The sequence below is a fragment of the Janthinobacterium sp. GW823-FHT03B06 genome (assembly GCF_058796955.1).
In genome coordinates, this window is record NZ_JBXAJE010000008.1 from 222,215 (window position 1) to 244,130 (window position 21,916).

The 21,916-nt window shown below is 63.8% G+C and carries 16 protein-coding genes; 7 read left to right on the forward strand and 9 right to left on the reverse strand.

Annotation, left to right across the window (positions count from 1 at the left end; all coding sequences use genetic code 11):
* Nucleotides 1–23: 23 nt before the first annotated feature.
* Nucleotides 24–1,820 (forward strand): GMC family oxidoreductase, encoded by a 1,797-nt coding sequence (locus AC1RBA_RS23815; protein ID WP_409027613.1) that lies wholly within the window; start codon nt 24–26, stop codon nt 1,818–1,820.
* Between the two features lie 14 nt (nt 1,821–1,834).
* Nucleotides 1,835–3,229, forward strand: coding sequence for a cytochrome c (locus AC1RBA_RS23820; RefSeq protein ID WP_492419974.1), 1,395 nt, complete (start codon nt 1,835–1,837; stop codon nt 3,227–3,229).
* 64 nt (nt 3,230–3,293) lie between these two features.
* Here the strand turns inward: AC1RBA_RS23820 and AC1RBA_RS23825 are convergent, their stop codons facing one another.
* The 9 genes from AC1RBA_RS23825 to AC1RBA_RS23865 form a co-directional block, all read right to left on the reverse strand.
* The gene (locus tag AC1RBA_RS23825; protein ID WP_070224754.1) at nt 3,294–4,439 is read right to left on the reverse strand and encodes a D-alanyl-D-alanine carboxypeptidase family protein; all 1,146 of its coding nucleotides are present in this window, start codon (nt 4,437–4,439) and stop codon (nt 3,294–3,296) included.
* A 113-nt stretch (nt 4,440–4,552) separates the two neighbouring features.
* Nucleotides 4,553–5,206 carry an alpha/beta hydrolase gene (locus AC1RBA_RS23830; RefSeq protein WP_070291993.1) on the reverse strand — a complete coding sequence of 218 codons (654 nt, stop codon included), beginning with the start codon at nt 5,204–5,206 and terminating at the stop codon, nt 4,553–4,555.
* Nucleotides 5,207–5,379: 173 nt separating this feature from the next.
* A complete protein-coding gene (locus tag AC1RBA_RS23835) occupies nt 5,380–5,697 on the reverse strand; it encodes a (2Fe-2S) ferredoxin domain-containing protein (RefSeq protein ID WP_070310269.1) in 318 nt (105 codons plus the stop codon).
* 40 nt (nt 5,698–5,737) lie between these two features.
* Nucleotides 5,738–6,925 (reverse strand): VanZ family protein, encoded by a 1,188-nt coding sequence (locus AC1RBA_RS23840; protein WP_070224753.1) that lies wholly within the window; start codon nt 6,923–6,925, stop codon nt 5,738–5,740.
* Nucleotides 6,922–7,536: an ABC-type transport auxiliary lipoprotein family protein gene (locus AC1RBA_RS23845; RefSeq protein WP_070224752.1), complete on the reverse strand. Its 615-nt coding sequence runs from the start codon at nt 7,534–7,536 to the stop codon at nt 6,922–6,924. The genes AC1RBA_RS23840 and AC1RBA_RS23845 overlap by 4 nt, the downstream gene beginning before the upstream one ends.
* 12 nt (nt 7,537–7,548) lie before the next feature.
* Entirely contained in the window at nt 7,549–8,508 is a 960-nt protein-coding gene (locus AC1RBA_RS23850) for an MlaD family protein (RefSeq protein ID WP_230506419.1), read from the reverse strand.
* Complete coding sequence (locus tag AC1RBA_RS23855) at nt 8,508–9,410, reverse strand: ABC transporter ATP-binding protein (RefSeq protein ID WP_492419975.1); 903 nt, start codon at nt 9,408–9,410, stop codon at nt 8,508–8,510. Before AC1RBA_RS23855 ends, AC1RBA_RS23850 begins: the two co-directional genes overlap by 1 nt.
* The gene (locus AC1RBA_RS23860; protein ID WP_492419976.1) at nt 9,410–10,543 is read right to left on the reverse strand and encodes an MlaE family ABC transporter permease; all 1,134 of its coding nucleotides are present in this window, start codon (nt 10,541–10,543) and stop codon (nt 9,410–9,412) included. The genes AC1RBA_RS23855 and AC1RBA_RS23860 overlap by 1 nt, the downstream gene beginning before the upstream one ends.
* A 57-nt stretch (nt 10,544–10,600) precedes the next feature.
* Nucleotides 10,601–12,121 carry a B12-binding domain-containing radical SAM protein gene (locus AC1RBA_RS23865; protein ID WP_492419977.1) on the reverse strand — a complete coding sequence of 507 codons (1,521 nt, stop codon included), beginning with the start codon at nt 12,119–12,121 and terminating at the stop codon, nt 10,601–10,603.
* A gap of 135 nt (nt 12,122–12,256) precedes the next feature.
* Between AC1RBA_RS23865 and AC1RBA_RS23870 the strand changes: the two genes are divergently transcribed.
* The 5 genes from AC1RBA_RS23870 to AC1RBA_RS23890 are packed head-to-tail and all read left to right on the forward strand — an operon-like array spanning nt 12,257 to nt 21,504.
* Nucleotides 12,257–13,864: a DUF2138 family protein gene (locus AC1RBA_RS23870; protein WP_492419978.1), complete on the forward strand. Its 1,608-nt coding sequence runs from the start codon at nt 12,257–12,259 to the stop codon at nt 13,862–13,864.
* Nucleotides 13,861–14,526 (forward strand): DUF1175 family protein, encoded by a 666-nt coding sequence (locus AC1RBA_RS23875; RefSeq protein ID WP_492419979.1) that lies wholly within the window; start codon nt 13,861–13,863, stop codon nt 14,524–14,526. The genes AC1RBA_RS23870 and AC1RBA_RS23875 overlap by 4 nt, the downstream gene beginning before the upstream one ends.
* Nucleotides 14,523–19,064 (forward strand): alpha-2-macroglobulin family protein, encoded by a 4,542-nt coding sequence (locus AC1RBA_RS23880; protein WP_492419980.1) that lies wholly within the window; start codon nt 14,523–14,525, stop codon nt 19,062–19,064. Before AC1RBA_RS23875 ends, AC1RBA_RS23880 begins: the two co-directional genes overlap by 4 nt.
* Nucleotides 19,064–20,746, forward strand: coding sequence for a DUF2300 domain-containing protein (locus tag AC1RBA_RS23885; RefSeq protein WP_492419981.1), 1,683 nt, complete (start codon nt 19,064–19,066; stop codon nt 20,744–20,746). The genes AC1RBA_RS23880 and AC1RBA_RS23885 overlap by 1 nt, the downstream gene beginning before the upstream one ends.
* A gap of 29 nt (nt 20,747–20,775) precedes the next feature.
* Entirely contained in the window at nt 20,776–21,504 is a 729-nt protein-coding gene (locus AC1RBA_RS23890) for a YfaP family protein (protein WP_492419982.1), read from the forward strand.
* Nucleotides 21,505–21,916: the final 412 nt, after the last annotated feature.

The following is a 21,916-nucleotide window of genomic DNA, read 5'->3' on the forward strand; positions in this document are numbered from 1 at the left end:
ATCAAAGAAAAAGAAAAACCATCATGAGTGATATCAAACCCGATGTAAAAATGAAGCCTGTCGATGCCGTGATTGTGGGCTTCGGCTGGACCGGCGCCATCATGGCCAAGGAATTGACGGAAGCGGGCCTGAACGTGGTCGCGCTGGAACGCGGCGAGTACCGCGACACCTATCCCGACGGCGCCTATCCGAAGACCCTCGACGAGCTGACCTATATCCAGCGCAGCAAGCTGTTCCAGGATATGTCGAAGAGCACGTTCACCTTCCGCCACAGCATCACGGGCGTGGCCGTGCCGTACCGCCAGATCGGCGCCTTCAAGCCCGGCACGGGCGTGGGCGGCGCGGGTTTGCACTGGTCGGGCATGCACTGGCGCGTCCTGCCGGAAGAGCTGCAGATCCGCAGCCACTACGAACGCCGCTACGGCAAGAAATTCATCCCTGAAGGCATGACGATCCAGGATTTTGGCGTGACCTATGCCGAACTGGAGCCGCACTTCGATTTCGTCGAGAAAGTCTTCGGCACCTCGGGCCAGGCGTATAAGGTCAACGGCATCGTCGTCGGCGACGGCAATGTGTTCGAAGGCGACCGCTCCGACAATTACGCGCTGGCGCCGCAAAAAGTGCCGTACACGGCAGAATTGTTCCGCCGCGCGGCCAAGGCCGTCGGCTACCACCCGTTCGTCAACGCCTCGTCGAACGCGTCCGGCCCGTACACGAACCCGTACGGCTGCCAGATGGGTCCGTGCAACTTCTGCGGCTTCTGCTCCGGCTACGCCTGCTACAACTATTCCAAGGCCTCGCCCAACGTCAACATCATGCCGGCCCTGCGCATGGTGGCCAACTTTGAATTGCGCGCCAATTGCAACGTCGTGCGCATCAACCTCGACGGCAGCAAGGGTGGCAAAGCGCGCGCCACGGGCGTGACCTATATCAATGCGGATGGCAAGGCCGTCGAACAGCCTGCCGACCTGGTCATCGCCAGTGCCTTTGCCTACAACAATGCGCACCTGTTCCTGCTGTCGGGCATCGGCAAGCCGTACGACCCCGTCAGCAATGAAGGCGTAGTGGGGCGCAATATCGCCTACCAGATGATGTCCACCATCCAGACTTTCTTCAAGGAAGACACGAACACGAACCCGTTCATCGGCGCCGGCGGCACCGGTGTCGCGCTCGATGACTGGAATGGCGACAATTTCGACCATGGCCCGCTGGGCTTTGTCGGCGGCTCGCCCGCCTGGTGCAACCCGGCCGGCTCGAAGCCCATTTCCGGCATCGCCACGCCGGACGGCACGCCCGCCTGGGGCGCTGCCTGGAAAAAGGCCGTCAAGAAGAGCTATTTGAACACGGTCTCGTTCGACTGCCACGGCGCCAACATGACTTACCGCGACTGCTATGTCGACCTCGACCCCACCTACACGGACAAGTATGGCCAGCAATTGCTGCGCTTTACCTTCGACTGGAAGGAAAACGACATCAAGATGAGCCGTTTCGTCACCGACAAGATGATGAAGGTGGCCGAGGCCATGAATCCGGAATCGATCAAGGTGTCCGTCAAGAGCGTGGGCGACCACCTGGACTTGCGCAATTACCAGACCACGCACTGGGCGGGCGGCACGGCCATGGGCGCGGACCGCAAGACCAGCGTCGTCAACCGCTACCTGCAAAGCTGGGACGTGCACAACGTGTTTGCCGTCGGTTCCAGCGTGTTCCCGGTCGGCATCGGCTACAACCCGACGGGCCTGGCTTGCGCGCTGACCTACTGGTCGGCCAAGGCCATCCGCGAGCAATACCTGAAAGATCCCCGTCCCCTGGTCGCTTGATAAAGAACAAGAAGATGAACAACACATTCACCCATACCGTGGGCGCGCTGCTGCTGGCGCTCGCCTCCGGCACCGCCCTGTCTGCCGGCGCCACCGCCACCGTCCCGAACGCCCAGCTGATACGCCAGGGCGAATACCTGGCCCGCGCCGGCGACTGCATCGCCTGCCACACGGCCGGCACGAAAGGCAAACCGTTCGCCGGCGGCCTCGGCATGGAAACGCCGATCGGCAAGGTGTATTCCACCAATATCACGCCCGATAAAAAGGCCGGTATCGGCGACTGGAGCTTTGCCGATTTCGACAAGCTGATGCGCACCGGCGTGACGAAACACGGCTACACCGTGTATCCGGCCATGCCGTATCCGTCGTATTCGCGCCTGAGCGAAGCGGACATGCAGGCGCTGTACGCCTACTTCATGCATGGCGTGAAGGCGGACCCGACGCCGAACAAGGCGGCCGACATTCCATGGCCCCTGTCGATGCGGTTCCCGCTGACCATCTGGCGCTGGGCCTTCGCCCCCACGCCGCAGCCGTATAAAACGCCGGCCACGGGCGACGCGCAATTGCTGCGCGGCGCCTACCTGGTGCAGGGCCTGGGCCACTGCGGCGCCTGCCATACGGCGCGCGGCGTGGGCATGCAGGAAAAATCGCTGACGGACGAGGGCAACACGACCTTCCTGGCCGGTGGCGGCGTGATCGACGGCTGGTCCGTGCCTTCGCTGCGCAATGAACATGGCGGCGGCCTGGCGCGCTGGAGCGCAGCCGAGATCGCCGAATTCCTGAAGACGGGCCGCAACAGCCACACGGCCTCGTTTGGCGCCATGAACGACGTGGTGGCCCATTCCATGCAGCACATGACGGATGGCGACCTGGCGGCGATGGCGAAATACCTGAAGTCTTTGCCGCCATCGGAGCCAAGCACGCCCGCCTTCGTGGCCGACGACAAGCTGGGCAAGCAATTGTTCAGCGGCATCGTCAACTCGAAAGGCGCGCAGCTGTACCTGGACCGCTGCGCCGGTTGCCACCGTTCCGACGGCAAGGGCTACGACAAGGCTTTCCCTGCGCTGGCCGGTAACGCCGTGCTGCAGACGAACGATCCGACCTCGGCCATCAATATCGTGCTGTCGGGCGGTGCCGTGCCGGCCACGCGCACGGCGCCGTCGGCGCTGACGATGGCGCCGTATGCCGACATTTTCAATGATGAGCAAACTGCGCAAGTGGTGACCTTCATCCAGACCAGCTGGGGCAACCGCGGCACGCCCGTGACGGCGGCGCAGGTGGCCAAGGTGCGCAAGCTGTCCGTGCCGGTGCAAGCGTCGCAGACGGAAGCGACGTTTGCGGCAGGCCGTCACGGTACGTTCCCGCCCGTGCCGCGTGCGCCGCACCTGAAGGATGCGCCGGCGAAGTAACGTCGACGGACGAAAAAAAATGCCCGCAGCGATGCGGGCATTTTTTATGGGGAATGCTAAGGGCTTATTTCATCCACAGGCGCATCGAATCCCAGGCGCGGCCGAAGATCGTTGCCTGGTTGATCGGTTCCAGCGCCACGACAGGCAGTTCCAGCAGGACCTTGTCGTCGACCATCATTTTCAGCTTGCCGACAGGGGCGTTTTCAGCCAATGGCGCGACCAGCGGGTCCTTGCGCTCCAGCACAGGTTTCATCTTGGCCGCCGTGCCTTTTGGTACGGTGACGAGCACATCGCGGGCGAAACCGATTTTCACGGTGCCTTTCGAGCCCTTCCACACTTCCGGCGTGGCCACGGCCTGGCCTTTCGAGTACAGCTTGACCGTATCGAAGTTCTGGAAGCCCCAGTTCAGCAGCTTCTGGCTTTCCTGCGTGCGGGCCTGGTCGGACGAGGTGCCGAGCACCACGGAGATCAGGCGGCGCTCGCCGGTGCCGCCCGGACGGCGGGCCGAGGCGATCATGCAATAGCCGGCCGCTTCCGTGTGGCCCGTCTTCATGCCGTCGACGGTCGGGTCCAGCCACAGCAGGCGGTTGCGGTTAGGCTGGGTGATCTTGTTGTAGGTAAAACTTTTGATGGAATCGATTTTGTAGAATTCCGGATAGTCGGCGATCACGCGCTTGGCCAGCACGGACAAGTCTTGCGCCGTGGAATAGTTCTCGGGGCTAGGCAAGCCATGCGGATTGGCAAAACGCGTGTTTTTCAGACCCATGCGCTGGGCTTCGCGGTTCATCAGCACGACGAAGGTGCCTTCATCGCCGGCGACGGCTTCGGCCAGTGCCACGGCAGCGTCGTTACCCGATTGAATCATCAGGCCATGCAGCAAGTCGTCGATTGACACGGGCGTGGCCGGGTCGATGAACATCTTCGAGCTGCTCGAATCGACTTTCCATGCGCGCACGGACACGTTCACTTTCTGGTCCAGCGCCAGTTTCTTTTCGCGGATGGCGGCAAACGTCAGGTAGGCCGTCATGATCTTGGTCAACGAGGCTGGCTCGATGCGCGCGTCCGGATCTTGCGAAGCAATGATCTGGCCACTGGTGGCGTCAAGCAGCAGCCAGGACTTGGCGGCGATGGTCGGGGCTGGAACGGTTTGCGCGTAGGCGGCGGATAGGAAAAGTACACTGGAGGCCAGTGCCGCTAAAAGTTTTTTCATGGAGGCTGGTCTGCGAAAAAGATGAAGGCTGAGGGCCACGCAGTTGCTGCGTACGTGGCCGCGTGGAAAAAACGGATCAATTATAGCCGTGGAGGCGGTAGTAAGCCCACACTTCAATGATCATCTGCTGCGATTGCGGGTTTGTCACCATGCCACAGCGCAATCACGAGGTTCTTGATGTGGTTGAGCTTGCGGTGGAAAAAGTGGTCGGCGCCGGGGATCACAATCACGGGGATGTCTTGTGGACGGGCCCAGTCGAAGACGGCGGACAGGGGAATCGTGTCGTCCAGTTCGCCGTGGATCAAAATGGTGTCGGCCGGAATGTCGGCCATCGCCCATTTGCCGGCCGCGCTGCCGATCAGCGCCAGACGCTCGGCGGGCGTGCCGGCGGCGGCCAGGCGTTCCTGCAGTTTCGATTGCACGAAGGTGCCGAACGAGAAGCCGGACAAGGCCACGGGCAAGCCCGGGTACAGGCCGACCATGTGTTCGTATAACAGTTGCATGTCGTCCGTCTCGCCCGCGCCATGGTCATGTACGCCTTCGGAGGCGCCCACGCCGCGGAAGTTGATGCGCGCCACCACGTAACCGAGGGCGACAAACGCGCGCGCCAGGGTTTGCGTGACCTTGTTATCCATCGTGCCGCCGTACAGCGGGTGCGGATGAGCAACGAGGGCGATGCCGCGCGGAGTGTCTGCCGGGAAATCGAGCAAGCCTTCCATGCTGCCTGCATGGCCGGCGAGGGTAAATTTTTCCGAGTTTCTGTTCATGATGCTCATACTGGTGGCGTAGGCTTAAATTAGGATTAAATATGCGGCATAGAACGCCTAACAAAACCGTAGCGAGCGGCAGTGAGTTGTGGCTGAGAAGCGGAACTGTGCTTGAGCACAGCGAGCATCGGAGGCCGCAAATCGCGACGTGCAGTAGGTTCTGTTAAGCGTTCTTAGATTTTCAGGCGTTCGACGACCTTGCCGCCCACCAGGTGCGTATCGATGATTTCATCGATATCGCTGGTGTCGACATAGGTGTACCAGGTCGCTTCCGGGTAGATGACCAGCAGCGGGCCTTCCTCGCAGCGGTCCATGCAGCCGGCCTGGTTGATGCGGATCTTGCCCGCGCCGTTCATGTCGAGTTCCTTGATGCGGCGCTTGCAATGCTTTTGCGCCGCTTCCGCGCCATGGTCGCCGCAGCTGTTGCGGCCGTCTTCACGTTTGTTCATGCAGAAAAAAACGTGGCGTTCAAAATACGGTGCGTCGCTCATACTATGCTCCTGCTGATTCATCAATGCGCCATGATAGCGCTTATGGGTGGTCTTCGCGACGCTGGCGCTGCACATCGTCCTGCCGGTTCAGGCGGTGCGAGGGCAGGCACAGGAACCACAGGGCCACGAAGGGCCACAGCAAGGCGAGAAATTGCGCCGCGCCATTAAAGTTCAGGAACTTGCCTTGTACCCAGCCTTGCAAGGTTGACATGAAATAGGGATTGATCGGCGTCGTATTCACCATCACCAGGCTCAGCAGCAAGGTGGCGGCCGCGATGCGGCGCTGCGCCACATGCGGCGCGAAGGCCAGGCCGCCCAGCATGATCAGGCCGATCAAAAAGCCGCCTTGGGCGCCCGGCGTGATCCAGACGAAGGCGTTTTCCGGCGAAAACAGCAGCGCGCTGGCCATCGAGCGCACGGTCAAGGCGGCGGCGATCAGGGTCAGCATCAGGATGGCGCGCGGCGCGGCGCGGCGCAGCAGGCACAGCAAGGTGAGCACGGCGCCCGTCATGCCGCAAGCCGTGATGATGGTTTCCGAAAGCCAATATTGCTCAACCGTTAAGACCACGTCGGGACGCAGATACGTGGCCAGGTCGATGTCGACGCCCGCCAGCTGCGACAGCCAGTCCGACAGGATGGGCAGCAGCTGGCCCAGGCCGAACAGATAGCCTTGCGGATAAATCTGCGCCAGCGGCCACAGGGCCACCAGCACCAGGCCCTGGCTGGCGTGCTGGGCAAACCAGCGCTGGCGCAAGCGGTACAAATGGCTGTGGTCGAGCAGCTTGCGCGCCGTCAGGGCGCCGATGATGGAACCGATGCAGCAGCCGGCCGCATTCGTATAGAAATCGAGATTCGACGATACGCGGCTGGGCAGATAGGTTTGCACGGCTTCCATGCTGCCGGAAATCAACATGCCGCACAGGCTGGCGACGATGACGGCAAAGAAACCCGTGATCCTTGGAAACAACGAATACACGATCAAGGCGCCCAGCGGGATGTAGCCGACGATATTCACGCCGACATCGAAGCCCGTCCAGTAACGGGGCATGCGCGTGTTTTCCAGGAAAGTCAGCGGCGACAAGCCATTGCTGTGCCAGCCCGTGAACGGAAACCAGCTCGCGTAGACGATCAGGAAGACGTAGGCGAGCAGGGTCGCGCGCGACACGGGCGAGGAACGGACGGGCGGCAGCGGCGCCGCCGGGCTGGCGGGGGATGCGGGGTCGGTCATTCTTTCGGAATATTCAGCGTGCCCAGCCAGGTGAGCAGGTCGGCGGCGATGGCATCCGAGGCCGCCGCCAGCGCCTGCGCGCCGCCTTGCGCATCGGCGCTGCCGGCCGGACCGCTGCGGCTGAATGTTTTCTGGTCGATCAGGCGGTGGCCGCGGAACAGCGAGGCGCGCAGCGACACATGGCCGCTGCTTTGCGTCTGCGTGTCAAACGCTTGCGAAAAATCATCGACGTCGATGCGCAGCAGCGGGATGCCGGCGGCCGCGTCCGTGGTCGACAGCACTTTCACGCCGCTTTGCGCCACGCGCGTTTTCAGGCGCTGGCTTAACAGTTGCAGCGGCGGCGTGTTCCAGCGGTTGTAGGCGTAGGGCCGCGATTGCTGCGCATCGGCGTACAGCAAGCGGTAATACATGCGCTGGCTGTCCAGCCACGAAGGGCCATTGGCGTCGGCGATCACCAGCACGGGCACGGCTGGCGCGGCAGCCGGTGCCGCTGCCTGCGGTGCGGCCGGGCCGAAATCATAGAACGTGGGCACGGGGCCGCGGCTGGCGCAGCCGCCCAGCAAAAAAGCGCCGGCGACGATGAGTGCGGTGAGATGGCGAGGAATAGGCATGCGGTGTTCTCCTTATTTGCCGGGCGCCGAAAAACCGGGCTCGCCCGGGCCGGGCGGGATGTCTGGGGCGCCGAACAAGATGCTCTGCGGCTGTTCATTGAGCGTGCTCATGGTGGTTTTCAGGGCGCGCATCGAGGAGCGCGCCTCGCCGCTCAGCTCTATCACCTGCGGCAAGACTTCCAGCGATACGCCATTGGCCACCGTTTCCACGGAATTGCCGACCCGGTCGACCGTGCCATTGACCTTGTCGAGCACGCCGCCGGGCGCCTGGATGTCGTTGCCGAGTTTTTTCCACGTGGCCGTCAAGTCCGACACGTTCTTGCTGGCCGTGCTGACGGCCGTCAAGGTTTGCCGCGTCTGTTCCGTCAGTTGCGGCAATTGCGTCAGGGTCGGTTCCAGCTGCTGCGGTATGGCGCCAAAGGCCTTGGCCGCCTTGCCCACTTCAGTGAAGGCGCCCAGCATGGCCGCCTGGTTGTCGGGGCTGAGCAAATTATTCACTTTGTTGGTGATCTGCTCGGCCTGGTCGAGGATGCGTTTGCCCCGTTTTTCCAGCTGGTCGAGCAAGCCCGCGCGCAGGGGGATCAGCGACGGCTTGTCCTTGCTGGTGCCCAGCAATTTCGAGCCCACGTGCTCGTCGTCGAGCTGGATGTAGGCGATGCCCGTCACGCCCTGGTAGCCCAGGGTGGCAAAGGTGGTATTCGTGACGGGGGTATCGGGCGCCACGCTGATGTGCACGAGGATTTGCCCTGCCTTTTGCGTGTCGAAGTCGATGGCGTCGACCTTGCCCACCTCCAGGCCCCGGTAGCGCACGGTCGCCTGCGGGTTCAGGCCCGGCACGGACAGGGTGGTGGCGAGCAAATACGGGACTCTTTCCACGCGGTCGCGGTTGAACCAGACGCCGAACAGGATGGCGGCCACCAGCAGTGTCAGTGTAAAAAATCCCGTCATCAGGGCATGTGATCTGTTTTCCATTACTTCTCCGCTTTCTTGTCTGTGCCGGCGGCGTCGCCTGGCTGCGCCGCCTTGTCCGCCGCCTGTTTTTCATCGAGGACGGCCAGCGCGCGCTTGCCGCGGTCGCCGAGGAAAAATTGCTTGATGAACGGATGGTCCACTTCGATCACCTCGCGCGTGGGACCGATGGCGATCACGTGTTTTTCCGCCAGCACGGCGATGCGCGTGGACAGGGCAAACAAAGTGTCGAGGTCATGCGTGACCATGACCACCGTCAAGCCCAGCTCGCGGTGCAGCGACTGGATCAAAGAGACAAAACTTTCCGACAAGTCCGGGTCCAGGCCCGCCGTCGGTTCGTCGAGGAACAGCAGCTTCGGTTCCAGCGCCAGGGCGCGCGCCAGGGCCACGCGCTTGATCATGCCGCCCGACAAGTCCGACGGCATTTTCAGCGCATGTTCCGGGCCCAGGCCCACCATGTTCATCTTTAATAATACCGCGTCGTGGACCAGCGCTTCGGGCAGCACGCGCAATTCGCGCATGGGCTGGGCCACGTTGTCGAACACGGTCAGGGCCGAATACAGCGCCCCTTGCTGGAACAGCATGCCCCAGTGGTTGCGCAACTGCTGCAGCTGGTCGGAACTTGCCTTGTTGATATCTTCGCCAAAGACTTTGACGCAGCCGCGCGCCGGATGTTCCAGGCCCAGCATCTGGCGCAGCAGCACGGTCTTGCCCGTGCCGGAACCGCCCACGATGGAAAGGATTTCGCCCCGCTCGATTTCCAGGTTCAAGTCCTGGTGCACGACGGTGCGGCCGAACTTGGTCCACAGATTGGTGATTTCCACCACGGGCGCGTCGCCATGCAGATCGAACTGGCCGTCCTGGCCCTCGCTCGCCTTGCAGGCGATATCGGTGTCGTTCGCCATCAGTAGCCCACTCCATTGAAGACGATGGCGAACACGGCGTCGGCCAGGATCACCACGGTGATGGCCGTGACGACGGCGGTGGTGGTGCCGCGCCCCAGGCTTTCCGTATTGGCCTTGATGCGCAGGCCGAAGTGGCAGGAGACGAGGGCGATCAGCATGCCGAAAATCACGCCCTTGCCCAGGCCGATCATGTAGTTGGCCAGCGGCACTGCATCGGGCAGCTTCTGGATGAAGTAGCGTGCCGACAGATTCAGTTCCACCTTGGCCGCCACCATGCCGCCGATCAGCGCGGCCGTATCCGTCCAGATGACGAGCAGGGGCATGGAAATGGCCAGGGCCAGCACTTTCGGCATGATCAGGCGAAAACCGTGCGAAATGCCCATCACCAGCATGGCATCGAGCTCCTCCGTGACGCGCATGACGCCCAGCTGGGCCGTGATGGACGAGCCGGAGCGGCCGGCCACGAGAATGGCGGCCAGGAGCGGCCCCAGTTCGCGGATGACGCTCATGCCGAGCAGGTTGACCAGGTAGATGTCGCCGCCAAAGGCGCGCAGTTGCTGCGCAGAAAGATAGGACAGCACGACGCCGATCAGAAAGCCCACCAGGGCCGTGATGCCCAGCGCCTGGAAGCCCGCATGGAAGATATTGGCGGAAATTTCACGCCACGGCCCGCGCATCGGATGGCGCGCGAAGCGGCCGATATCCTGCGTCACCTGGCCGACAAGCGCAATAAAGCCCTTCAAATGTTCGAAAAACAGCAAAATGGCCATGCCCAGCTTCATCACGGGCGTGAGGCGGTTGGCGCGCGAGGGCGGCGTTTGCAGCGGTCCCGTCTCTTCGATGCGCCGGAAAAACTCTTCCTGCGATGGCGCCAGGGTCAGCTGGGCGGGGCGCTGCTTGCCCCAGGCATTCCAGAACAGCTGGGCGCCGATATGGTCCATGCTGTCGATGGCCGACAAATCCCATTGCGCCTTGGCATCGCCCTGCAGGGGCTTGAGCTGGGCGTCGATGGCCTTGATGGCATTGTCATGCGCCAGCGCGTGCACCTGCCAGGTGCCGCTGGCAGTGACAAGGGCTCCCTGTTGGGAGCTGGTCTGGGAGAGGGTCAGTTTCGGCGATTGTACAGTCGGCATCGTGCCAGTTTAAGGGAGAATGGCGCAGACCGCCACCGCTGTTCAATCGCCGGCCCCTCAGGACGCCAGGTGGCGCGCCTGCCGCTGCGGCAGGGCGACGTCCGGACGCACCTTGGCGTTGCTAGTACTCACTTCGCTTGGCTTGACATGTGCGGCCGCCTGCGCGCCGCCCGCATAGTCGCTGGCCACGAGGGCGTTGGCCTCGGCCGCGCTCATGCCGCGCGTCTGCAGCCATTGTGCCACCAGCTTGGCCAGGCGTTCCATGGCGATGCGGTGGGTGGCGTCCGTGTGGGCATACAGCCAGTTTGAAAAATCCATGAAGTTTTCAAACGGCGCATCGCCGAGCATCCATTGCACTGTATTGGCGAAGCGGCCCGAGTTGGCCACCAGGTCCCAGTAGCGGGCGAAGCGCACGAGGCGCTGCATGCTCATGAAATCGAGCTGTTTATTGGCCAGGATGGTGTACGGCGGGTGCGGGTCGAACACCATGCCATAGTTTTCCGTATGCCGGATGATGGGCGTGCCGCGCAGCCGTTTCAATATGCCGAACTGGATTTCATGCGGTTTCAGGGCCACCAGCTTGTTGAAGCCGGCCGCGAAGCTCGCTTCATCCTCGCCTGGCAAGCCGGCGATCAAGTCCACGTGCAGGTGGGCGTTCGATTCCTCGCACAGCCAGCGGATGTTGTCGGCCGCCTTTTGGTTGTCCTGCTTGCGGCTGACCAGCGATTGCACGTCCGGATTGAAACTCTGGATGCCGATCTCGAACTGCAGCGCGCCGGGCGGGAACTTGCTGATGCCTTCTTTCAAGGCGTCGGGCAAGTGGTCGGGCACCAGCTCGAAGTGGGCATAGATGGGATCGTCCGGATTCGCCTCGATCTTATCTAGGAAGAACTGCATGATCTTCAAACTGGTCTTGATGTTCAGGTTGAAGGTGCGGTCGACGAACTTGAACAGGCGCGCGCCGCGCGCATGCAGGGACTCCATTTCGGCCAGGAAATTCTCCAGCGCGAAGGGCCAGGCCGTCTTGTCCAGCGCCGACAGGCAGAATTCGCATTTGAACGGACAGCCGCGCGACGCTTCCACGTAAATCGTGCGGTGGCGGATATCGTCGTCTGTATACAAGGAGTAGGGCAGCTGCAGTTCCGCCAGCGGCGCCTGCACGCCCGCATGGATCTTCATCAGCGGCTTCGGGCCGTGGAGGATCTCGCCGCACAGCTTGGGGAAGGTGACGTCGCCCCAGCCCGTGATCAGGTAGTCGGCCAGCCTGACGATTTCCTGCTCGCCCGCCTCATGCGACACTTCCGGCCCGCCCAGCACGATGATGACCTCGGGCGCCACGCGCTTGAGCATGGCCACCAGTTTCGTCGTTTCCTCGACGTTCCAGATGTAGACGCCAAAACCGATGATACGGGGCTTGTTGACGAGGATGCGCTCGACCAGTTCCGTCGTCTTGGTGCCGATGACGAATTCCTGCAGCCGCGTCTGCGCCTGCAGCGGGCCCATATTGGCCAGCAGATAGCGCAATCCCAGCGAGGCGTGGGTATAGCGGGCGTTCAGGGTGGAGAGCAGGATGGTCATGGGAGGCGATGGAAACGGCGAATCCGCTATTTTACGCTGTCGCGTCAGCTGTGCGCTGCGGCTGCCAATGCCATGTTACCATTTGTCAACAATTACTAACTTGTCAATGCTACGGCAGGCTAAAAGGGATACAAGGTGCTGGCGAAAAAAGTACTCAATAAAAAAGTCCTGGTCGGGGCACTGGCCGGCGTGGCGCTGGTGGCGGCCGCGCTGGTCGGCTACCGGGTCTTCGGCTGGGGCACGCTGGGGCCGGTCAACGGCCTGAAGCTGGATTTATCGCGGCCCGACGCGCTGGTCCGCACGAAAAGCCTGTCGGCCTTGCCGCGCGACCTGCTGACGGTGCCGCTGGCGCGCGACGTGCTGCGCGAGGATTTCCTGTTCTATTACGAGCAGAGCGAAGACCGGCTGGGCCTCAAGGGCAGCCTGCGCCGCATCGCCTATGAGCATGAACTGGGCTGGGGCGACCAGCTGCTGCGCATGGTGCTGGACCAGCCGGCGGAAGTGGCCCTGTGGCGCGATGCCGACGGCTCGCTCAAGCATTTCGCCATCGCCGTCTCGCGCAGCCAGCTGACGCGCCTGCTCGAGGAAGCGGGCAAGATCGCCTTGAAGGATACGCAGATGCGCGTGGCCGGCAGCTTGCGCGTCGATGGCGGCCAGGTGCCCGTGTATGCGCTGAACTATGCCTACCAGCGCACCTTGCTGTTCGCCGCGCACGGCCAGCGCCTGGTCATCCTGTCCCATCCCGGCATGCTGTACGGCGGCAGTGACGGCAAGCATGGCGATGGCACGGCCGAGAAAACCGTGGTCAGCCTGCTGGCGCCGGAGCCGGCGAAACAAAACGTCTTTCATGCGCAATTCCATCTCGATCCAGCCGCGCCCGAGGGCCACAGCATCGCCGTCAAGGCCGACTTCCTGTCGTTCGGCTACCAGCCCTTTTTTGGCGCGCTCGAAGCGCTGCGCTTCGATTTTCAACAGGGCGCCTGGCAGTCCAGGGTGCTGCTCAATGCCGATAAACTGAAAAACGGTGCGTATGACAGCAGCGCCCTGTGGCCGCAGCTGCCGCATAATCCCAGCGCCTGCTTCAGCGTGCCGGTGGACTGGGCCGCGCTGCAGCCCGTGCTCAAGCGCCTGGGCAGCAAGACATCGGAGCCGGTGGTGCCGCTGGCCGGCCACTTGCAAGGCCCCGCCGCCGCCTGCTGGTACGGCAATTCGCGCCTGCATACGCCCGTGTTTGTCGCCACGCGCAGTGCGCAGGCCGGCGACGACGCTGTCTATGGCAGTCTGTTCGCGGCGGCCATCGGCGGCAAGGATCCCGTGCGCAAGACCACCGGCAAGGATGGGGCCATTCGCTGGGAGCGCGGCGTCGCCACGGCGCTGGGCCAATCCACGCCGGCGCTGGCCGTGGCCGGCAATACGGTTGTCTTCTCGGCCGACGGCAAGCTGGTGGACCAGGTGCTGGCCGTGCGCCGCAAGCAGGCGCCGGCCGCCAGCGACCTGCTGCCCGATGGCGCGCACACGATCGGCCTGATCGCGCCGGCCTCGCTGGCCCGCCTGATCCAGCTGGAAGCCTTCGATACCCTGCCTGCGAATAACGAACCGGTCTTGCGCGCGGCCGCCAACGAACACCTGGTGCCGCGCCTGAACGCCCTGAAAAAATATCCGCCGCTGCGCATGGTGCTCAAGCGGCAGCCAGCCAGCGGCACGTCGTGGGAAACGCTGGAATGGCAGGAGACGGCGCGATGACGGTGTCGCATGGACGGCGCGCTGCGCTGGCGGTGTGCGTCGCCGCTGTCGCCGCACCCAAGGCCTGGGCGCTGCGCGCCGTCGCCGAGCCGCGAGTGCAGCTGTCGCAAGCCCAGAGCCGCGCCTTTCAGGCCTGGATGCTGCGCATCGTCAACGCGCAGATCGAACGGGGGCCGTCGCCGCGCTGGACGCACCGCGATTGCGCCGGCCTGGTACGCTTTGCCGTCAACGAGGCGCTCACCGTGCATGACGCGAAATGGCTGCATGCGAACGGCATCGCCAGCGACCGGCGCTTGCCGCCCGAGCTGGAACTGGACGCGAACCAGGCAGCCCTGCGCAACCGCTGGGTGCAGACGGATGGCAAGGTCGGCCACTTCGTCACGGCGCTGGCGCTGGTGCAGCACAACAGCCGCTTCGTCGCCCGCGAGATCAGCCAGGCGCTGCCCGGCGACTTGCTGTTTTTCGACCAGGGCGACGAACAGCACCTGATGGTCTGGATGGGCGCGCGCATCGCCTATCACACCGGTACCGTCACCCCCGACGACAATGGTCTGCGGACTGTCGATATCAAAGAACTCACGAGCTGGAAGGATACGCGGTGGCAACCTGTGGTCAACAATCCGAATTTCGCCGGCGTGTTCCGGCTGGCGTTTTTATCATGAAGCCGATTTTTGTCATGAAGCTGTTCTTTGCCAGTCTGCTGGCCTTGGTCCTCATTGGCGGCGCCTCTGCGCAGCAGCGCGAACCGAGCAACTACAGCACCTTCAAGGGCGAGCCCTTCTTTTTGCTGTCCGACGCCAGCTACGGCAGCACCGACGAGGCGCGCGTGCGGCTCGAGGTGCCCGGGCGCGACATGGGGCGCATGAACCTGGAAGCGTATTCGGGCGCCGACATCGTCGTCTATCGCGTGCCCGAAGCGATGGAATTCCTGAAAAAGCAGCGCAATCTGCACCGCATCCAGGTCGAGGGCAATTACCAGGGCGAGGGCCTGGCCAATACCTTGAGCTTTCTGTGGGATAGCTGGTGGAAGCAGTCGCGCCTGGCCTGGCGCAAGCTGTTTTCCGGCGAAGCGCGCCTCGCGGTCACGAAAGAACAGCCGCAACTGGCGACGAAGGACGCGATCCGCAAGCCGACCGTATTTGCCAATCATCCGCAGTACAAGCCGATCAAGGGCATGGAGCTGGTCGACAGCTTCCGCTATCCGATCTGGCAGGCCAAGGCCATCGCGCCGCCGAAAGGCGTCAAGCTCGATGGCTCCAGCAGCGACTTTATCGTCGCCGGTGCCGGCAACGTGATGATCCCGCTGGGCAAACGCAAGCCTGGTCTGTACCTGGTCGAAGCGATCATCGGCGAGCACCGCGCCACCACCCTGGTGTTCGTGTCGGACACGGTGGCTGTCACCAAGGTCTCTTCCGGCCAGATGCTGGTATGGACGGCGCGGCGCGACAACAGCGCCGCCGTGGCCGGCGCCAGCGTGGCGTGGACGGACGGTACCGGCGTGCTGCAGTCGGCCGTGACGGGCATTGATGGCGTCGCGTCGCTCGAGCGCGGCAGCCCTGAACACACGTATGTGCTGGGCCAGGACGGCGCCGGCGGCGTGTTCGTGTCCGAGAATTTTTACTATGACAGCGAAATCTATAACACCAAGATTTATGCGGTGACCGACCGGCCCCTGTACCGTCCCGGCGACGAGGTCAACGTCAAGTTCCTGGGCCGCGAATTCACCTCGGCGCGCGCCTCGCAGGCAGCAAGCGCTGCACCGATCAGCTTGAGCGTGCTCAATCCGAACGGCACGCCGCTGCTGACGCAAACGCTGCAGCTGTCCGGCGATACGGGCGCCGACACGCGCTTCCGCCTGCCCACGGAAGCCACCGCCGGCGGCTATGAACTGCGCTTCAATTACAAGGATGGCGTGTATGGCGCGGCCTTCCGCGTGGCCGAATACGTCAAGCCGCATTTTGAAATCAACGTCCAGCCATCGAAACCGGAATTCAAGACGGGCGAGGCGGTCAAGGGCAGCATCGCGCTGCGCTACCCCGATGGCAAACCGGTAAAAAACGCGAAGATGACCTTGTCCTTGCGCGGCCAGCAAAACACCATGGTCGAGGGGGAGCTGCGCTACAGCGGCCTGTTCCCGGTGGCCTTGAAGACCGAGGAAGTGACGAGCGACGGCAGCGGCAATGTGGACTTCACCTTGCCGCCCGCCGCCGATCCGTCGCGCTACATCTTGACCGTGCTGGCAACCGATGGCGCGGCCTACCGCGTCAAGGCGACGCGCGAGCTGATGATAGAGCGCTCGAGCAGCAGCTACCAGTTGAGGGCCGCGCGCCAGTTTTCCGATCCGGGACAAAACGTGCATTTCGACCTGGTGGCCGATGGCCAGGGCGCGGCCAAGCCCGTGCGCTGGGAGATGGTGCAGCTGGAAAAACAGAGCAAGACCGAGGGCGCCTTCGATCCGGCTGCCAAGGGCTGGGACGTGACATTCCCGGTCTCCGGCTCGTATCAGCTGGCGCTGCGCGACGAACGGGGCAACCTGCTGGCCGCCGCCAGCCACTGGGTCGCCGGCGATGGCGTGCAGACGACGCCGGGCAGCATCGAGATCGTGCTGGACCGGGCCCGCTACCGTCCGGGCGACACGGCCGAGGCCTTGATCACCTTCTCCGACAAGGTCGACCAGGCCTTGTTGACGCTCGAGCGCGACAAGGTGGAACACCATGGCTTGATGGCCGGCGCCGCGGATTGGTACCAGGCGAAGCGCGTGGCGCCGCGGCAGTGGAGAGTGCGCATCCCGGTAAAAGAAGAGCATGGCCCGAACATGACGTTCTCGGTGGCGTACACGCGCAATGGCGATTTCGTGTTCGAGAACGCCGGCCTGCAAGTGATCGAGCCGCGCATCGCGCTGCAGTTCAAGAGCGACAAGGAGGTCTACCAGCCCGGCGAAAAGGTCACGCTGGACGTCAAGGCCACGCTGGACGGCAAGCCCTTGAGCACCCTGGTGGCGCTGGGCGTGGTCGATGAAATGATCTATGTGCTGCAGCCGGAAATCGCGCCCGACATCGGCGACTTCTTTTACCATCCGCGCCGCAACAACGTGCGCACCACGGCCAGCCTGTCTTTCATCAGCTACGACATGGCGCAGGGCCGCACGGCCGGCGCGCCCGCGCGCCACAACTACAACGAGCGCGGCGTCAAGGTGCTTGAACGCCCGCGCCGCGACAATATCGATACGGCCTACTGGGCGCCGTCGTTGAAGACCGACGCCAATGGCAATGCGCGCGTGAGCTTCACCATGCCTGACGCGCTGACCCGCTGGAGGATCACCGGCCGCGCGATGGATGAGCAGGGGCGCGTGGGCCAGCGCACCGCCTATCTGCGTTCCGACAAAAACTTCTATGCCAAGTGGACGGCGCCCGACTGGATGCGTGCCGGCGATGCGCCGCGCGCCTCGGTGGCCGTGTTCAATCAGACGGGCAAGGAGCAGGCGCTCGACGTCGTCCTCTCGGGCGGGGCGCAGCCGAAGACGGAAAAGCTGTCCGCCAAACCGGGCGTCAACTACGTCGAATTTCCGCTCGCTGCTGGCGCTAGCGGGCCGCTGCGCCTGGAGCTGAAACAGAACGGCAAGCCGGTCGACGCGTTGGAGGCAGCCATGCAAACCCTGCCCGCCGCCTGGAGCAGCCCGCGCTCGCTGGTGCTGCCGCTCGATGGCGCGACCGGTGATATGCCGCTCAAGCTGCCGGCCGACGCGCGCAATCTCCGCGTCTCGTTCGCTCAAGGAGCAGCCAGCCAGTTCGCGCGCATTGCCGACGACCTGATCGATTATCCGTATGGCTGCGTCGAGCAGACGGCGAGCCGTTTGATTCCGCTGGCGCTGGCCACGCAAAGCCTGGGGCCGGACGCCGGCGCCCTGCAAACGCTGCTCACGGCGCAGCGCCTGCGTCTGGTCTCGATGGCCGGCCCGAATGCCGTCTTCGGCTGGTGGGGCAATGCCACGGCCGGCAATGCCTTGATGACGGGGTACGCTTATTACGCCGACTGGTACGCGGCGCGCGCGCTGCATATCGAACTGCCGCCCGAACACTGGAACAAGCTGCTGGCCGTCTACAGCGAGCATGGCTTGAAGGATGCGATGGGCGACCGCGCGCTGGTGCTGTGGATGGCGCGCGAGATGGGCTTGCCCACGCAGACATTGGCAGCGGGCCTGGTCGACGACAGCGCCATCGCCGTCCTGGGCGGCAAGCCGCGCCAGGCGGGCGACAGCGGCAGCCTGCTGCTGGGCGGAGCCCTTGATCGCGAAGCGCAAGCGATGAGCCTTGGCCTGGTGGCGCTGGTCGCCAGCCAGAATGGCGTCGCCTTGCCGCATGGGCTGCAACTGCAAGTGGCCAGCGCCTGGCAGGTGTTGCGCGAGTCCAAAGCGCCGGTGGCGCAAGCCTTGCTGATGCTGGCCGGCGAAATACCACCATCGCAGGCGGACGCGGTGCTGGCCGGCGTGCGCGCCGAGATGCCGACCCTGGACCGCGCGATGACGTTGATGTGGGTGCAGAAGAAGCTGGGCGGCGTATCGTTCGGCAAGGGGCCGGCCGTCGCGCTGGACGGCGCCTGGCAAAAACGCGACAGCCGCAGCGGCCAGCCGTTGTGGCGTTGGCTTGACGCCAAGGGCGTGCCTGACAAACTGCGTCTCGCCGCCCCGGCGCCGGCCGGCACGGTGGCTGTGGTGCAGTACGACAGCTATGCCGCCGAAGCGCAGACCTTGCCGGTCACCGTCGAACGTCGCATCCTGCGCATGAAGGCGGGTAAGGGCGGCTACACGACGGAGCTGGTCAAGCCGGGCGAGGCGCTGAGCACGGACGCGCTGTACCTCGATGAAATCACCTTGAAAGCGGCACCGGGTGCGAAGCACCGCTTTGGCTTGCTGGAGGTGGCGCTGCCGCCCGGTGCCATGGTCGAATCGACGACCTGGGGCATGGTCATGGCGGGCGACAAGCCGGTCGCGCTGGAACGCGCGCGTCACACCGAGCGCCGCGACGGTTACGCGGTGCCGATCGAGCCGTTGGAAGGCGCCGTGACCGTGCGCCATCTGCTGCGCTTTGCGCAGAAGGGCAGTTATGTGCTGCCGCCAGCGCGCTTTTACCGCATGTACCAGCCGGAGCAGAAAGCCTTCGAGGGCGGCGGCAAGAGCACGCGCGCGCTGAAGGTCGAGTGATGCGCTTTGTACGTCCTGCATTGATGGCGGCCCTGCTGCTGGCCATGCCTGCCTGGTCGGCTTCATTGGACGTGGCCTGGTGGCGCGACGGCAAGATGGAGGTGCGCCAGCTGCGCCAGGGCGGCGCAGCGCCGCCGCCGTTTGACGGCGCGCGGCAAGTGCCGCTGGCCAGCCTGTGGAAGCTGTTCGTATATGTCTACGCGAGCGATAACAAGGTGGCGATGCCCGACTACCGCTGCGGCGGCCGCGATCCGGAAGAAGTATATTGCTGCGATGCGGGCCAGAGCATCGGCCACGATGCGGCGCTGGCGCAGTCCTGCGGCCCCTTCTTCTCGCCGAAGCGTCTGATGATCACGGCCGCGCCGTGGCGCCAATACTGGACCACCCGTTTAGGTAGCGCCCCGGCAGGCGACTTTGCCTGGCTGGCGGACCCCGCGCAGCTGGCGCCGGGGCGGCTGGTACGGCTGGACAGCCTGCTGCGCGCGCTGGACAGCATACCGGCTGCCAGCCGGATGGATGCCGAAGCGGCGCTGTTGCGCGTCGTGCTCGATGGACGCGGTGCCGGCACGGCGCGTTGGTTCGGCAGCCAGCTGCGCGTGAAGACGTATTCCTGGCACGAGCAGCGCCGGGTAGATGAACGGATTGGCGGCGCGGCCGGCTGGCTGGCCGATGGCACCCCGATCTGGTTTGGCGGCGCAGGCGGCAGCAGCAATGTCTTTGAACAGTGGGCGCCCAGGCTGGCCGCCAGTCTGCCGCCAGTGGGTGCGGCCGACGATGGCGGCTGCGTGGTCGTCGATTACTTCAAGCGCTATCCGATCCGTGCCGTGCGCGGCGAGCGCGGCGTGGCCGTCCCCGGCCCGCTGAATGGCCGCTACCATGTTCGGTTCGAAAATGGCCAGAACCTGGCCTTGCGCAGCAGCGGCGAGTTGATGCTGGTACAAGAGCAGGGAGGCCGCCCGCAATTGCGCGGCCGCTTCGGCGTCAATGAATATGTGGCGCGCGTGCTTGACCGCGAAGCGAGCGCGAATGAGCCGGAAGCGGCCAAGGCGCTGGCGATTGCCGCGCGCACGTATTTGCAGCAGAACGCAGTAACCGTCGCGGGCTGTCAGCAGATCGCCGACAGCAGCGCGACCCAGCGCGTCAGTCCCAGCCCCGCTACGCCGGCGGCGCTGGCGATTGCGCGCTGGACCGATCAGCTGATCGTCGATGGCGTCACCGTGCGCTATCACAGCAACCAAGCGTCCGAGGGCACGATGGCGTGGAGCGAGGCGGTACGCCAGGCGAAACAGGGCAAGCAATATGATGAATTGCTGGCGGCGGCCTATCCGGGCGGCGCGCTGAGCACCGTTGGCAATACCGGCGTGCGTTGCCGTCGCCTGGCGCAGAACGAGGATTGGCTGGCGCGATCCGTGCCGCGCTGGCAGCGCGTGCTGCTGCGCGAGGCCGGCTACGAGGCGCCGCCGCAAGCGCCGCTGGTCTGCGCCCTGTCCAGCGGCGCACCGTATTCGGAACAGTCGCGCAACCGCATCTTCATGCGCCCGCTGGCCACGCGCGAAGACCGGATCACCTTGGCCCATGAATATTTGCACCTTGGCCTGCGCCGCCATCCGCGCGGCCAGGACGAAGAATATGTCGAGCGGCTGGCCCGCCGGCTCGTCGACCTTAACCTGGAGGCTCTGTGAGTTTTTATATCCGTTGCGCGGTTCCGCTAATGCTGTTGCCAATCTGGGCGCAGGCCCAGGTCACCATCGATGCACCGAAGGGCGGCTGGCGCAATTCGGCCGGCGCGCGCGAGGACTATACGCAAGCGGTCAATTATCCCGCCGCGTCGGTCAACCTGCAGCCGGGCCAGGCCGAGACGGCGCAGATACGGGGGCGTATCGCGGGTGCTATCAAGGGCAAGCCCGCGACCTTGGTGGTCAATGGCGTGGCGATGCCGATGGAAGTGGGTGAGGATGGCAGCTACGGCCGCCCCTATGGCTTCGGCAGCGGCTCGAACAGCGTGGAAGTGCGCTCGCCCGATGGCAGGAGCCGCGCGCGCACCCAGTTTGTCGACAGCTACCAGGGCAAGACGCAGGCGCGCCTGCGTATCGTGCTGTCGTGGGACAGCGCCGGCACCGACCTCGATCTGCATGTGGTCACGCCGGACGGCGGCCACGCCTGGTACGGCAACCGCGTCTTGAAAGATGGCGGCGCGCTGGACGTGGACGTGACGACCGGCTATGGCCCTGAAATCTTTTCCAGCGCGGCGCCCCTGAAGGGCAATTATCACGCCTATGTCAATTACTACGGCAGCGGCGAGAACACTGCCATGCTGACCGTCGCCCGCCTGTCGATCATCACCAATGAAGGTACGCCGCGGGAAAAGCTGCAGAGCTTCCAGGTGCCGATGCGGGCCGCCGGCGAGCTGACCTTGGTGAAATCGTTCGTCCTGCCATAAATGGCCCTTGCGGACGCGCTGTTGCTTGGCTATAATTCGCCCCCTCGCTGAACGACGCATGCAAATGCCGAGTAAAGCAGGGTAAAAAAGAAGGTTGACGAATTAGCCGAAACGCTTCATACTCTTCCTTCTTCGCAGCTGACAAACACAACGCTTTGTCAATAGCGCGAAAGTAGCACCGAATACAGTTCTTTAACAATTAACAGTCGATAAGTGTGGACATTTGATGTCAGTGCAGCGTCAATCTTCGGATTGGCGTCTAACTTAAAATATCAAATGTTCACAAGAAATAATGAAATAGGATACTTCTTCGGAAGTAGCCTGTCAGTTTTTTGAGTGAGCGACCCGTCAGCAATGACGGTGCCGGTAAAACGGCAAAGTAACAGAGATTAAACTGAAGAGTTTGATCCTG

Excerpts from the sequence above, each read along its gene's own strand:
- AC1RBA_RS23865 (WP_492419977.1), bottom strand. The coding sequence starts at position 12,121 with ATGACCATCCTGCTCTCCACCCTGAACGCCCGCTATACCCACGCCTCG.
- AC1RBA_RS23890 (WP_492419982.1), top strand. The coding sequence starts at position 20,776 with ATGCTGTTGCCAATCTGGGCGCAGGCCCAGGTCACCATCGATGCACCG.
- AC1RBA_RS23830 (WP_070291993.1), bottom strand. The coding sequence starts at position 5,206 with ATGAACAGAAACTCGGAAAAATTTACCCTCGCCGGCCATGCAGGCAGC.
- AC1RBA_RS23880 (WP_492419980.1), top strand. The coding sequence starts at position 14,523 with ATGAAGCCGATTTTTGTCATGAAGCTGTTCTTTGCCAGTCTGCTGGCC.
- AC1RBA_RS23860 (WP_492419976.1), bottom strand. The coding sequence starts at position 10,543 with ATGCCGACTGTACAATCGCCGAAACTGACCCTCTCCCAGACCAGCTCC.
- AC1RBA_RS23815 (WP_409027613.1), top strand. The coding sequence starts at position 24 with ATGAGTGATATCAAACCCGATGTAAAAATGAAGCCTGTCGATGCCGTG.
- AC1RBA_RS23885 (WP_492419981.1), top strand. The coding sequence starts at position 19,064 with ATGCGCTTTGTACGTCCTGCATTGATGGCGGCCCTGCTGCTGGCCATG.
- AC1RBA_RS23835 (WP_070310269.1), bottom strand. The coding sequence starts at position 5,697 with ATGAGCGACGCACCGTATTTTGAACGCCACGTTTTTTTCTGCATGAAC.
- AC1RBA_RS23875 (WP_492419979.1), top strand. The coding sequence starts at position 13,861 with ATGACGGTGTCGCATGGACGGCGCGCTGCGCTGGCGGTGTGCGTCGCC.
- AC1RBA_RS23840 (WP_070224753.1), bottom strand. The coding sequence starts at position 6,925 with ATGACCGACCCCGCATCCCCCGCCAGCCCGGCGGCGCCGCTGCCGCCC.
- AC1RBA_RS23855 (WP_492419975.1), bottom strand. The coding sequence starts at position 9,410 with ATGGCGAACGACACCGATATCGCCTGCAAGGCGAGCGAGGGCCAGGAC.
- AC1RBA_RS23850 (WP_230506419.1), bottom strand. The coding sequence starts at position 8,508 with ATGGAAAACAGATCACATGCCCTGATGACGGGATTTTTTACACTGACA.
- AC1RBA_RS23820 (WP_492419974.1), top strand. The coding sequence starts at position 1,835 with ATGAACAACACATTCACCCATACCGTGGGCGCGCTGCTGCTGGCGCTC.
- AC1RBA_RS23845 (WP_070224752.1), bottom strand. The coding sequence starts at position 7,536 with ATGCCTATTCCTCGCCATCTCACCGCACTCATCGTCGCCGGCGCTTTT.
- AC1RBA_RS23825 (WP_070224754.1), bottom strand. The coding sequence starts at position 4,439 with ATGAAAAAACTTTTAGCGGCACTGGCCTCCAGTGTACTTTTCCTATCC.